Origin of the sequence: Paenibacillus tepidiphilus (genome assembly GCF_008635795.1) — a bacterium.
Classification (GTDB): Bacteria; Bacillota; Bacilli; order Paenibacillales; family Paenibacillaceae; genus Paenibacillus_AQ; species Paenibacillus_AQ tepidiphilus.
Genome location: NZ_VWRQ01000011.1, coordinates 155,097 through 167,060, shown reverse-complemented (window position 1 = coordinate 167,060; position 11,964 = coordinate 155,097). Strand labels below are relative to the sequence as shown.

The following is an 11,964-nucleotide window of genomic DNA, read 5'->3' as shown; positions in this document are numbered from 1 at the left end:
GGATGAAGCATCCGTTTGTACTGAACGCAGTCTGGAACGGCGGACGGAACAGCACGGGCACGATCGACGCCGGTCAGTTAAAGACGCAAATCTCCATCCCGCAGGGGATGGGCGGGCCCGGCGTGGGCACGAACCCGGATGAGATGCTGCTCGGCGCGGCAGCGACCTGTTATCTCATCACCCTGGCGGCGATGCTGGAACGGTCAGCAATCACACCTGCAAGTCTGACTCTGACCTCCAAGGCTACGGTGGATGTCACGAACAACATTTTTACCTATGAAGCCATCAAGCACTCCCCGGTCATTACTCTACCTGTGGATGCAACGGATGAGGATGTCCGGAAGGCGGAGCGTATCGCCCACAAAGCAGAGAGCGCCTGCATGATCTCCAGGGCGGTGGCGGGCAACGTACAGATATCCACGGAGCCAATCGTGGTAATCGCCGTCAGCTGAAGAATCCTGATCGGGCAGGAGGGACGGCAAGCCACCGTCATCTTACACCACCGTTCATGTGGGTCCGCATACGGCGGTTCCAATGGATAACATAGCTCCGGATAACGTGAAAGCAAACATAAAGACAATAAAGACGCTCCGTCAGGAGCGTCTTTATTACTGTAGCAGCGTTCAACTTCGTTGTCTTAACCTCGGCTTCCAACTGTGTATGAAAAACCAACCACATTCGGCTCCTGCCAGCGTACACGGTCCGCATGTGTACGAAAAACCAACCACATTCGGCTGCTCCTAGCGTAAACGGCTCGCATGTGTACGAAAAACCGACCACATTTGGCTCCAAGTAGCGCAAACGGCCCGCATGAGTATGAAAAACCGACCACATTTGGCTCCAAGTAGCGCAAACGGCCCTCATGTGTATGAAAAACCGACCACATTTGGCTCCAAGTAGCGCAAACGGCCCTCATGTGTATGAAAAACCGACCACATTTGGCTGCTGCGTAACTTCTCCGGCCAAAGTGTTAAAGTGACAGCCGTAACTTTTAGCCTAACCGTGCCGGTAACGCTTACATTCCGACTGGGACCTCTAACTAACATTAACCTCCAATCAGGCAGAAGGATGATGCCAATGATCGCCCGTACCCCGGGTATCACCCGTGCAATCGTTATTGTCCATGCTGACGGCATCTCCCAAGCTGAGGGTATCGTCTATGCTGACGGTATCTCCCATGCTGACGATATCACCCATGCTGATGATATCGTCCATGCTGACGGTATCGCCCATGCTGACGATATCACCCATACAGCCGGTATCTCCCACGCTGACGGTATCTCCCATGCAATCGGTATCTCCCATACTGCCTGTATCGCCTGTGCTACCGGCTTTGCCTAGTACAAGGCTGAGTTTACTCTTGCCGACAGAGTGATGCTCCTTGGGAGAAAGCTCAGCTTCACTGCTGTTCATGCGCTCAATAATATCCTGAAAGCTCAGAATGTCGCCGTTGCTCATGACGACTTCTTTCCCGCTTGCATCCTTAAAGCTCCATGTTTTGTGTGCCATTGTATTCGCTCCTTCACAGGTTCTTCCTTCTTGTAATTTCATCATATTATGTTTGTGAGATCATGTATAATGAAGGGAAATGATGGTAAGGCATCACTGTGAATGATGGCCAAGTCAGGAGGGAGGCAACGGTATGGATATCGGCTTACTGAAGGTGTTCAGGAGCGTAGCAGAAGAAGGCAGCATCTCCAGAGCTGCCCAGAGTCTGAATTATGTGCAGTCCAATGTAACCGCGCGGATTCAGCAGCTGGAGCAGGAGCTGAAGACACCGCTGTTCTACCGGCACAGCCGGGGGATTACGTTAACCTCTGCGGGGCAGACACTGCTGGAGTATACGGAGAGGATCATCAACCTGATGGATGAGGCCGAGAAGGCTGTACAGGATTCTCCGGAGCCGAAGGGCTCCATTACCATCGGCTCAGACACTACTGCAGCTGTACGGCTGCCTGCCGTCCTGTCTGCTTACCGCAGCAGATTCCCCGATGTTGAGGTGCATCTGGACATCGGACGCGTGGAGCCGTTAATCGAAGCGGTCCTGCAATATGCCGTGAATGGCGCCTTCCTGGACGGTCCGGTCGAGCATCCGGAGATCGTACAGGAGCTCATCATCCACGAGCATCTGGCCCTGATTGTTCCGCAGACCCTGGATTATCAGAGGCTGTCATCGATTCAGGGCAAGACGCTGCTGTCCTTGAATTCGGATTGTATCTATCCGGTGAAGCTGGAGGAGTGGCTGCGGGAGGAAGGGTTCCGTCTGGGTAAAGTGATGCAATTCGGGACCATGGAAGGGCTGCTCGGCTGTGTCAGGGCGGGAATCGGCTTCTCTGTGCTGCCAGCCTCGTATTATGACCGGCTTACGGTCAAGGACGGCATGTGCTGCTATCCGTTTCCGGAAGGGTACGGGGATATTCTGACGGTCTTCATCCGTCGGCGCGATCTGTACATGACCAGTGCCTTCCGGGAATTCATGCAGGTGCTGAAGGAGCGGCTGCCGGAAGGAATACCCGCCGGAGGCGAATTCTGAGCGGGTTCACAGCTCTTTGAGATTGTTGTGAATCCTCGTAAGCATATCTGTCAGGGCATTCATTTCCTGCGCGCTGAATCCGTCAAGCATCTGCCGGATAAACTCCGTACGCTCTTTGTTAAAGTTGACGATTACACCCCGGCCCTCATCGGTCAAGCGGACAAAGGTCTCCCGCTGGTCTTCAGGGTTCCGTCTTCTAGATACCATGCCTTCGGCTTCAAGCTGCTTCAAATGGCGGGTAATCGCGGCTCCATCGATATGGACCGCTTTCTGCAGAAAGCTTTGCGTCACTTCTTCGGCATTATAGAGCTGGTAGAGCAAATCGTACCGCGACGAGCCGATTCCGGTGCAGCGCTCGAACTTGGGGCTGAGCTCATTGCTCATCTTTTTGAGCAGATACAGGATACCTTCTTGCTCCATGGAACAATTCATAGAGTTCCCTCCTTGATGTTATGTTTAAAGAAGACGGAGCTGAGCTCCGTCTTCTGGATAATAAAAATTGAGTTTAAGCCCAAACAGTCGTTCTGTCAACCGGCAGACGGTAAGAGGTGAAGCCTTCGCTGGCAGCCTTGCCGACGGTAAGCAGCATGACAGGCAAATAGCGGTTCTTATCAAGTCCGTAGGCTTCGGCGATCTGATCCTTCTCATAGCCGCCGATTGGATTCGTATCGTAGCCGTGCGCCCGCGCCACCAGCATCAATTGCATGGACACCAGTCCGGCGTCGAGCAGGATGATATCGCGCATAGCCGCTTCCGAAATCTGGGAGTAGAGCGGCTTGAAGGCGTTCAACTGGTATTCCTTCACCTCTTGCGGCATATAACCCAGCTCTACGGCTTTACCGTAAATTTCTTCGGCATAATCAAAGTTGTTCATGTCGGCGAAGATCGCCACAACCGCGGAAGCCTGAAGCACCTTCTCTTTATTAAAACGGGACAGAGGAGCCAGCTTCTGCTTGCCTTCTTCACTGTCAATCACGAGGAAGCGCCAAGGCTGCATGTTGATGGACGATGGTGCGGTGCTGGCCTCTTCCAGAATCTGCGTCATTTCCTCTTTGCTGATTTTTACCGAAGGATCATAGGTTTTGATCGAACGGCGGCCGTATACAATCTCGTTGAAGTCGTTGGTTTGCTGGAATTTTCTCATGATGATTCTCTCCTTAAAATGTCTATTTTTATTTGACCGCTCAATAGTTGACTAGTCAATAATTGATACGTCAAATATATCGCAAAATATGCTGCATTGCAACAATAAATTTGAATTCTAATATCTGGTGTCCATCATACTTCATAATCTGAACAAGAAAGGTGTGGTTCATACCATGATTGAACTTTTGACAGAAAGACTGCGGATCAGGGAGTACCATGCCAGGGATCTTCCGGCTTTACAAACAATGCTGGCCGAGCCTTTGACAATGAGCTATTGGCCGCAGCCCTTCAACCGCGTACAAAGTGAAGATTGGCTGCAGCAACGGTGCTTCGCACATTACCCCTCCGGATATGGCAGACTGGCGGTCGAGCTGAAGGACACAAGGCAGCTCATCGGTGATGCCGGACTTTTGAAGCAGGATTTTGCCGGTGAATCCGAAAATGATCTGGGTTACATAATTCACTCTGATTATTGGGGGGAAGGTTACGGTTACGAGGCTGCCAGGGCAGTAATGGAGTACGGATGGGAGAAGCTGGAGCTGACAAGGATTTGTGCGAATATGCCTGAGGCCCATACGGCCTCAAGACATGTGGCGGAGAAGCTGGGAATGAAGCTGGAGAAGCAGTTCGCGAATCCCCGGAACCGCGGCATCCTGACCTGCTTATATGCCATACATAAGGTGTGATATACTCTATTAGCTATTAGTAGATTAAGGGGTGTATCCATGCGTTATCATGAATTTCAGACCGGCCAGACCTTCCAGACCCGCTCCTTGCGGCTGACCAAAGAAGATATAACGGCATTTGCCACCGAATATGATCCACAACATATGCACCTGGACGATGAGAAAGCGGCGCAGGGCAGGTTCAGCGGGATTATTGCCTCCGGCATTCAGACGATGGCGGTTACGTTCAAGCTATGGGTGGAGACGGGAAGCTATGGCGAGGATATCATTGCGGGAACCGCGATGAACAATATCCGCTTTATCAAGCCGGTGTATCCCGGTGACGAGCTTCATGCTACCGTTGAGGTGACCGGACTAAGAGAGAAAGCCAATGAAACGGGGCTTGTTACGGTATTCCTGAAGACGTTCAACGAGAAGGAAGATCAGGTGTTTGAAGGCGAGCTGACCGTGCTGGTGCGAAAATAACAGATGAATAAGCGGAGGGCAGCTGACGTTGGGGGTCGGCTGCCTTTTGAATTTAGAGCAAATGCTGATGGATGCTTCCAGGATTTATTTTCGCCAAAAGGTAGTACACTCGGCCTTGTCCCAAATGTTGAACTCGATGAGTTTCTCCAGCAATGTATAATCTACCGGCTGAGTCCACTTGATACGCACCAGTTCTTTGGTATGATCATAGCTGGACTTAACAATATCCTCGGCAAAATGGGCGATAGTCACCTTCTCGGGAGCGACCGCCATATGCTGTTTGGCTGCACTAAAGCCGATAATGAATGTTCCGTGATCGGTAAACATCGGCTGATTCCAGGCTACCTTGGTCTCAAGCTGGGGGAATCTCTCAGCGATCCAGCCAAACACTTCCTCCATTCGGGCCCGATGCTCCGGATTCTCAAGCTTCGATATAAACGCTGCGAAATCTTCCAAAGGCTTCCCTCCTAAATAAATATAAGTTGAACTTAAGATTAGCCTGAATAAGGCCCGAAAGTGAATTAAAGTTATGGACTTCCGGACGCTGCCCCCATTCCCGTTCTCCAGATGAATACCGCTGGTTGCTGTTGAATTCGCTGGCAGCAGGCTCTATCCGGCTCTGTTTAGGTATGATGAACGAAAGGCAACCCCTATTCTACAAGGATAAATGTATTTCGTACAACTATTTGTTAGGTATGCACCCATCTTTGAAGGATAGATGTATTTTGTGCAACTAAAATCAGCATATTGAGATCAAACTGCCTAAAAGCAAGAAAATAGATGTACGAAATGCAACTATAGCCGGGAAACGGTCTGTTTAGATGGATATAGTTGTACAAACTGCAATTAGCAGCTTAGCCCGTGCTTCGCCGATCAGCTTAACTGCGAAAGCCATCAGGCGGAGGCCGAAACCGCAACTATATAAGTTGAACAAAAGAACAACACAAGAGATTGGAGTGCGGAGGGGAAGTTTGGAACTGGAGGAGCGATAGCGTCCGCCTGAAAGCTTTCCGGAGGAAAGCTCACATCGGAAGCATGAGCTGTCACCGGATTTCAACCGCTAAGAGCGGTTAAAATTAAGAAATCTGGGGGCGGGCAGTGGCCGGAAGTCCAAACATTCCCCGCAGTTACGACCTAATCTCATGTGAATTTCAATAGTTCAATTTATATAGATACATAAGCTAAGTATAGCAATGAAGCTTCAGGCTGACCAGAAAGCAGTGGACAGAGTGAAGGAAAAGATATATGTTTATACTTATTAAAAGGTCTTTAATAATGCTCGAAAGGAAGATACCTCATGAATCATAAAGAAAGAATGCTCGCCGGACTCCCTTATAAAGCCTGGCTGGATGGATTGACGGAAGAAAGATTGGCCAATAAGCTGAAGATACATCAATATAATCAGCTAAGCCCCGACCAACCGGCAAGAAGAGAAGATCTGATCCGGAGTATTCTTGGCGACGCGGGTGAGAATATTAACGTTGAAGCTCCCTTTCATTGCGATTACGGGAAGAATATTACCGTCGGCAAAAATTTCTATACGAACTACAACTGTACCATTCTGGATGTTGGCCGGGTGGTCATCGGTGATAATGTTATGTTCGCCCCGAACGTCTCGATCTATACGGCCGGCCATCCCGTTCATCCGGACTCGCGGAATTCAGGGTATGAGTACGGCATCGCCATCACCATCGGCGATAACGTGTGGCTCGGCGGCAATGTGGTCGTCAATCCCGGCGTGACCATTGGCAGCAATGTCGTCGTCGGTGCCGGCAGCGTCGTGACCAAGGACATCCCGGGCAATGTGATTGCTGTCGGCAATCCTTGCAGGGTTGTCCGCGAGATTACGGAGGAGGACCGGAGATTTTATTTCAGAGACAGAGAATTCGATGTTACGGATTATTAATTCAGCATAAAAGTCTTGACTTGGAGTTAACTCCAGACGATATGCTTGTTCTTGAGTGAGCATCAGCGGAAGAAGGAAGGCAGTGAATACGATGTCGATGTCGATTGCGGAAGTCAGCGAGAAATTCAAGCTTACACAGGATACGCTTCGTTATTATGAACGCATCGGGCTCATCCCTCCGGTAACCCGCAACAAGAGCGGAATGCGGACTTACACGGAAGAGGACTGCAGGTGGGTTGATTTCATCAAATGCATGCGGCAAAGCGCCGGGCTTCCGGTAGAGACGCTCATCGAGTATGTGACATTGTCACGGCAGGGGGACGCCACCCTCGAAACGCGCAAAGGACTGCTGACAGAGCAGCGCACCCGCCTCGCCGGGAAGATCGCCGAGATGACGGATACACTGCTGCGGCTGGATGACAAGATCGAACGCTACGAGCAGACGATTCTGAAGAAGGAGCAAGCCTTACGCCCGCAGCAGGATTGAGAACTGAACCGCTGGTGCTGCTGAATTTATTTCAAAGCTGGAGGAGCTGCTAAACCTATGGATTATGTGAAGCTTGGTAATACGGGAATGGATGTATCCCGGCTGTGCATGGGCTGTATGAGCTTCGGCGTCGCTGAGCGCTGGGTTCATCCCTGGCTGCTTGACGAAGCTCAGAGCCGTCCGATTATCCGTAAAGCCCTGGAGTCTGGAATTAACTTCTTCGATACAGCGAATGTATATGCGGATGGGACAAGTGAGGAGATCGTAGGACGAGCCCTTAAGGAGTATGCAAACCGGGATGAAGTGGTGATCGCCACCAAGGTATATTTCCGTATGCATGAGGGACCGAATGGAGCGGGGCTGTCTCGGAAATCTATTATGAGTGAGGTTGATAAGAGTCTCAAGCGGCTTGGTACCGACTATGTGGACCTGTATCAGATTCACCGCTGGGATTATCATACGCCGATTGAGGAAACCATGGAGGCCCTCCACGATGTTGTAAAAGCCGGGAAGGTACGTTATATCGGCGCTTCCGCCATGTATGCCTGGCAGTTCCTGAAGGCGAATCATGTGGCTGAGCGGCATGGCTGGACCCGGTTCATCTCGATGCAGAACCATTATAATCTAATGTACCGTGAGGAAGAACGGGAAATGCTGCCGCTGTGCAGGGAAGAGAAGATCGGCGTCATTCCGTACAGCCCGCTGGCTTCGGGAAGACTGACAAGGGACTGGAAGGAGTCCACCCGCCGCTCCGAGACGGATCAGGTCCAGCGGAGTAAATACGATGCTATGGCGAATGCCGACCGCGCTATCGCGGAGCGGGTCGCTGAGCTTGCAGAGAAGCGCGGCATTCCGCGGGCACAGATTGCTCTGGCCTGGCTGCTGCACCAGAGTGCGGTAACTTCCCCGATCATCGGCGTGACCAAGATGAGTCATCTTGAGGACGGGATTTCGGCCTTGTCCGTTAAGCTGACTCCGGAAGAGCTGACATATCTGGAAGAGCCGTATGTACCGCACCCGGTTGTAGGGCCACAATAAGGGTAAATCCGGTAGAGACAGACAATGTAATCAAATCAATGAATGAGCACAGCCGGGAGAAGACAACCTAAGCAGGTAGTATACATCTTCAGATTCCAGAGGAGGCTACCTGTTATGGCTCACCAGAAGAGAAGAGATGAAGCTGCCTGGAAGTCACGCAAGCAAGCACAGCATCCCCATGGTAAAATCAAATCGCTTAAGGAATTATCCGGCGAGTACGAAGAACAGCATACTACACTCTAAAGCAAGAAGGACTGCCGGAGACGATCTCCAGCGGTCCTTTTGCTATGATCCCGGCTTGATCCATCCAAAATATGATCTGCAGGCAGAAGGAAAGCTCCGGTATAATCCCGCCGCTCCTGCACATCTTAAGTAAAACAGGCGAGGAGTGGAGCATATGGCCAGAAAAAGGAGAAAATATGCAGTGTCCGGTGCAGAGCAGGGGATGCAGGACTTCAAGGCAGCCGTGATGAAAAATGAAGGCTATGCCGTTGACCCGGGGCGTCCGGACGATGTGAAATACGAGGTGGCCCGGGAGCTGGGTATACCGCTTGAACGCGGCTACAACGGCAGCCTGGATACGGAATCGGCCGGCCAGGTTGGCGGGAAGATCGGCGGAACCATGGTTCGCGAATTGATCCGCATGGCCCAGGAGCAGCTTGCCAAGAGAGAGCAATAATACGCTCTAATCAAATCGCCCGTTCGGTAAATGGCCTGGTAGTATTGCCGTTACCGGAACGGGCGATTTTGGCTTAATAATCAAATTCCTCTTCACTGACCAAGCCCCGGATGAACGCCTCGAAATCATCTGCCAGAAAGGTGATTTCATAGTCGCTTTCCTGATCGACGTGAATGACAGCAGGCTCGCCGTCCCTGCCGCAGGCCCGGTAGTCCAGCATGACAAGATCATGACCCGCAGAAGGACAATCACAGATCACGACGCCAATGTCCGGATAACCCCATTCCTCTATCATGAACGGGCTGCCCAGGCCGCCGCACAGCGAATAGCTCTTTTCCCGCCCAATGCCAAGGATGCCCATAATCGCGATATGATCTTCGGCCCATGAGGTTGAATCTTCAGTAGGAAAGCAGGTATTCCTGGGCACTCCGCCATTACGTTGCCGCATGAGTGCGACATACGACGCCGGCAGCTTATATCCGAGCTCTTCTTCAACAGAAGCGAGTAATTCCTCGTCAAAAGGCGGGGAATGATAGGCTTTCCCGGCGTATTCGCTGTCCTCCCAGAAATCCGCAAGCGGCATATCCGTAAACGGCACCGCTGCCGGCTGTCCGCCATGCTTGGAAGCTTCCTCTTGTTTTGAGGCGAGCCGTTGTCCGTTCTTAAGCTGCTTCTCCGCTTTTTGCAGAATCCACTTCAATGACTCTTCCAAATCCGGATCGCCGGAAGCCAGGCGTCTGGAAGTCTGCAACGCTTGAACCGCATCCTCATATCGTTTTAAGTAATACAGAGAGTAGCCTGCCCGGTAATGCCATAACGGATCTTGCGCCCCAGCTTCAGCTACACGCTCCAACTGACTAAACGCTTCTTCATACTGTCCGAGATTATTGTAAGCTCTGGCCAGCAGACCGGCCCACTCATAGTCCCGTTGATCGGCTGGAACCGCCAGCAAGGCATCCACAATTGCCTGATGCTCGTCTTCTTCATGCCAAACCTTCAATTGTTCACTAAGGGTATAATTCATAGTTGCCTCCTCTCACAATATAGTATATCGAATTCAATGTATAAATTGACAGCCGCCTTCTTTATGGATATCATAGACTCGTATTATCCGTAATATAAATTTAGGAAAGGAGTAGACAAGCCCCTATTATCACGGAATGTGGAGGAACATATTGTGAAAAAAAGAAATGTACTTATCGTTGCGTCGCTTGTCGTCGCCAACTTCCTGGCGCAGCTGATGCAGACCATGCTGAATACAGCCCTGCCGCAAATGATGGAAGAGCTCGGCATCCCGGCCAACCGGGCGCAATGGCTGATCACCGCCTATCTTCTTGCCTCCGGAATTGTAATGCCTGTAACGGGCTTCTTGATCGGAAAATATTCTACACGAACGTTATTTTTCGTTTCGGTGGGTGCATTCACTTCCGGCACACTGCTTGCCGGATTCTCCTATGGCTTTGAATGGATACTCTGCGGGCGAATTCTGCAAGGCGTTGGCACCGGATTACTGGTACCACTCTTCTTGAACACAATTATTCAGGTGTTTCCGAAGGAAAAGCTGGGCGCAGCAATGGGGCTCGCCAGCCTCATCGTCGGTCTTGCTCCGGCACTCGGACCGACCATTTCGGGCTTCGTGATTCAAGAACATTCCTGGCGGCTCCTGTTCTATGTAGTTGCACCGGTTGCGCTGGGAAACTTGGCTGTTGGTTATTTTTTTCTGGTGAACGTAGGGGAGACCCGCCCGGCGATTCTGGACAAGCCCTCTATTCTCTATTCGAGCATAGGCTTTGGCAGCTTGCTATACGGATTCAGCATTCTGGGAGAGCAGGGAAGCAGTGCACTGCTTAGCGGTTCCATTCTGCTCCTCGGCTGTACAATGATTCTGCTGTTCGTAAAGCGTCAATTTAATATGAATGTGCCGCTGCTGGACTTCAACGTATTCCGTTACCCGCAATTCACCTATGCCACGCTCATCAGTGTGCTGATGTTCATCGTGATGTCCGGGGTAGAACTGCTGCTTCCCCTTTATGCCCAGAATGTCAGGGGCATGCTGCCGCGGCAATCGGGCCTGCTCCTGCTGCCCGGCGCACTGCTGATGGGAGTGTCGGGGGTTGTATCGGGAAGAATATACGACCGTTTCGGCGGCCGGAACCTGCTGCGCAGCGGCTTTACATGGATCGCTCTGGTCATGGCCGCGTTCACGGCGGGTGTATCGGCCCAGGCCTCATACGGAGTGCTAATGCTGCTGTTCGCCCTGCTGATGACCGGCATCGGTTGCATGATGACACCGCTCACCGCTCTGGCAATGACCAGTCTGCCGCGTCCAATAGCGAATTACGCTTCGCCGATGACGACGGTCACCCGCACGATGTCTATGTCGATGGGCGGTGCACTGCTCGTTACCTTGGTAACCTTACAAGCCGACTATAGCGCTGTATCTTATACTGCCGGTATGCATAAGGGGATCTATGCTGCATTCATAATTTTGGCGGTGCTCGCAGTTCTGGGGTTCATCCTTTCCTTATTCATTCCGCTCAGAGAGGGACATTTGACTTCACGTTCTATTAAAGTTATTATAGACAAATAAAGTCTACGATAGAGGTGAACAGCGCGCGATGAAATTTTCCAAAGCGACGAACTATGCTCTGCACACCATGCTCTTTCTCGCCGCATCCCCGCAGCATAAATTGATCGGCGTACAGCAGCTGGCGGAGCGGCAGCAGGTTTCCACTACTTATCTATCCAAAATCCTGACCAAGCTGGTCAAGGCGGGAATGATTGAATCGACTTCAGGAGCCAATGGCGGCTACCGTTTGAAGCGGAATTTCGAAGAAATATCTTTTCTTGATGTCATTCATGCCATTGAAGGCACAGCATCCTTATTTGAATGCGAGATGAACCATGGTCCGGAGTGCCTGATCCAGCAGGTAATGGTCTCTGCGGAGATGAAGATGGAGGAGCATCTGCGAAATCAAAAGCTGTCTGAGCTGGCCAAGCAAATGCCGGTTGTTCTGTAAAGAA

Annotated in this window: 15 protein-coding genes and 1 pseudogene; 11 read left to right on the top strand and 5 right to left on the bottom strand. The window is 51.3% G+C overall.

The window, feature by feature from the left end; genetic code table 11:
- Positions 1-2 precede the first annotated feature (2 nt).
- Entirely contained in the window at positions 3-452 is a 450-nt protein-coding gene (locus F1379_RS15825; RefSeq protein ID WP_150271444.1) for an OsmC family protein, read from the top strand.
- Positions 453-1,056: 604 nt separating this feature from the next.
- On the opposite strand, the gene F1379_RS15820 is transcribed toward F1379_RS15825, so the two are convergent.
- Positions 1,057-1,509: a hypothetical protein gene (locus tag F1379_RS15820; RefSeq protein WP_150271442.1), complete on the bottom strand. Its 453-nt coding sequence runs from the start codon at positions 1,507-1,509 to the stop codon at positions 1,057-1,059.
- A gap of 133 nt (positions 1,510-1,642) precedes the next feature.
- On the opposite strand from F1379_RS15820, the gene F1379_RS15815 reads away from it, so the two are divergent.
- Entirely contained in the window at positions 1,643-2,533 is an 891-nt protein-coding gene (locus tag F1379_RS15815) for a LysR family transcriptional regulator (RefSeq protein WP_150271440.1), read from the top strand.
- Between the two features lie 6 nt (positions 2,534-2,539).
- Here F1379_RS15815 and F1379_RS15810 read toward each other — a convergent pair whose 3' ends face one another.
- Together F1379_RS15810 and F1379_RS15805 are read right to left on the bottom strand one after the other, a co-directional pair.
- The gene (locus F1379_RS15810) at positions 2,540-2,965 is read right to left on the bottom strand and encodes a MarR family winged helix-turn-helix transcriptional regulator (RefSeq protein WP_150271438.1); all 426 of its coding nucleotides are present in this window, start codon (positions 2,963-2,965) and stop codon (positions 2,540-2,542) included.
- A 73-nt stretch (positions 2,966-3,038) separates the two neighbouring features.
- Positions 3,039-3,677: a nitroreductase family protein gene (locus F1379_RS15805; RefSeq protein ID WP_150271435.1), complete on the bottom strand. Its 639-nt coding sequence runs from the start codon at positions 3,675-3,677 to the stop codon at positions 3,039-3,041.
- A 175-nt stretch (positions 3,678-3,852) separates the two neighbouring features.
- Between F1379_RS15805 and F1379_RS15800 the strand changes: the two genes are divergently transcribed.
- On the top strand, positions 3,853-4,365 hold the full coding sequence (locus F1379_RS15800) for a GNAT family N-acetyltransferase (RefSeq protein ID WP_150271433.1): 513 nt from the start codon (positions 3,853-3,855) through the stop codon (positions 4,363-4,365).
- Between the two features lie 39 nt (positions 4,366-4,404).
- The gene (locus F1379_RS15795) at positions 4,405-4,830 is read left to right on the top strand and encodes a MaoC family dehydratase (protein WP_150271431.1); all 426 of its coding nucleotides are present in this window, start codon (positions 4,405-4,407) and stop codon (positions 4,828-4,830) included.
- Between the two features lie 84 nt (positions 4,831-4,914).
- Here F1379_RS15795 and F1379_RS15790 read toward each other — a convergent pair whose 3' ends face one another.
- On the bottom strand, positions 4,915-5,286 hold the full coding sequence (locus F1379_RS15790) for an iron chaperone (RefSeq protein WP_150271429.1): 372 nt from the start codon (positions 5,284-5,286) through the stop codon (positions 4,915-4,917).
- An 841-nt stretch (positions 5,287-6,127) separates the two neighbouring features.
- Between F1379_RS15790 and F1379_RS15785 the strand changes: the two genes are divergently transcribed.
- The 5 genes from F1379_RS15785 to F1379_RS15770 all read left to right on the top strand — a co-directional run bounded on the left by F1379_RS15785 (position 6,128) and on the right by F1379_RS15770 (position 8,940).
- On the top strand, positions 6,128-6,736 hold the full coding sequence (locus F1379_RS15785) for a sugar O-acetyltransferase (protein WP_150271427.1): 609 nt from the start codon (positions 6,128-6,130) through the stop codon (positions 6,734-6,736).
- Positions 6,737-6,827: 91 nt separating this feature from the next.
- Positions 6,828-7,223 (top strand): MerR family transcriptional regulator, encoded by a 396-nt coding sequence (locus F1379_RS15780; protein ID WP_203457115.1) that lies wholly within the window; start codon positions 6,828-6,830, stop codon positions 7,221-7,223.
- A gap of 57 nt (positions 7,224-7,280) precedes the next feature.
- The gene (locus F1379_RS15775; protein WP_150271425.1) at positions 7,281-8,261 is read left to right on the top strand and encodes an aldo/keto reductase; all 981 of its coding nucleotides are present in this window, start codon (positions 7,281-7,283) and stop codon (positions 8,259-8,261) included.
- Between the two features lie 114 nt (positions 8,262-8,375).
- Positions 8,376-8,504 (top strand): DUF6254 family protein, encoded by a 129-nt coding sequence (locus F1379_RS30320; protein ID WP_239004691.1) that lies wholly within the window; start codon positions 8,376-8,378, stop codon positions 8,502-8,504.
- 154 nt (positions 8,505-8,658) lie between these two features.
- Positions 8,659-8,940 carry an alpha/beta-type small acid-soluble spore protein gene (locus F1379_RS15770; RefSeq protein ID WP_150271422.1) on the top strand — a complete coding sequence of 94 codons (282 nt, stop codon included), beginning with the start codon at positions 8,659-8,661 and terminating at the stop codon, positions 8,938-8,940.
- A 79-nt stretch (positions 8,941-9,019) separates the two neighbouring features.
- Here the strand turns inward: F1379_RS15770 and F1379_RS15765 are convergent.
- Positions 9,020-9,964, bottom strand: a pseudogene (locus F1379_RS15765) (SMI1/KNR4 family protein); the annotation flags it as partial.
- Between the two features lie 153 nt (positions 9,965-10,117).
- Between F1379_RS15765 and F1379_RS15760 the strand changes: the two are divergent.
- Positions 10,118-11,530 (top strand): DHA2 family efflux MFS transporter permease subunit, encoded by a 1,413-nt coding sequence (locus F1379_RS15760; protein WP_150271418.1) that lies wholly within the window; start codon positions 10,118-10,120, stop codon positions 11,528-11,530.
- A gap of 28 nt (positions 11,531-11,558) precedes the next feature.
- Positions 11,559-11,960: an Rrf2 family transcriptional regulator gene (locus tag F1379_RS15755; RefSeq protein ID WP_150271416.1), complete on the top strand. Its 402-nt coding sequence runs from the start codon at positions 11,559-11,561 to the stop codon at positions 11,958-11,960.
- Positions 11,961-11,964: the final 4 nt, after the last annotated feature.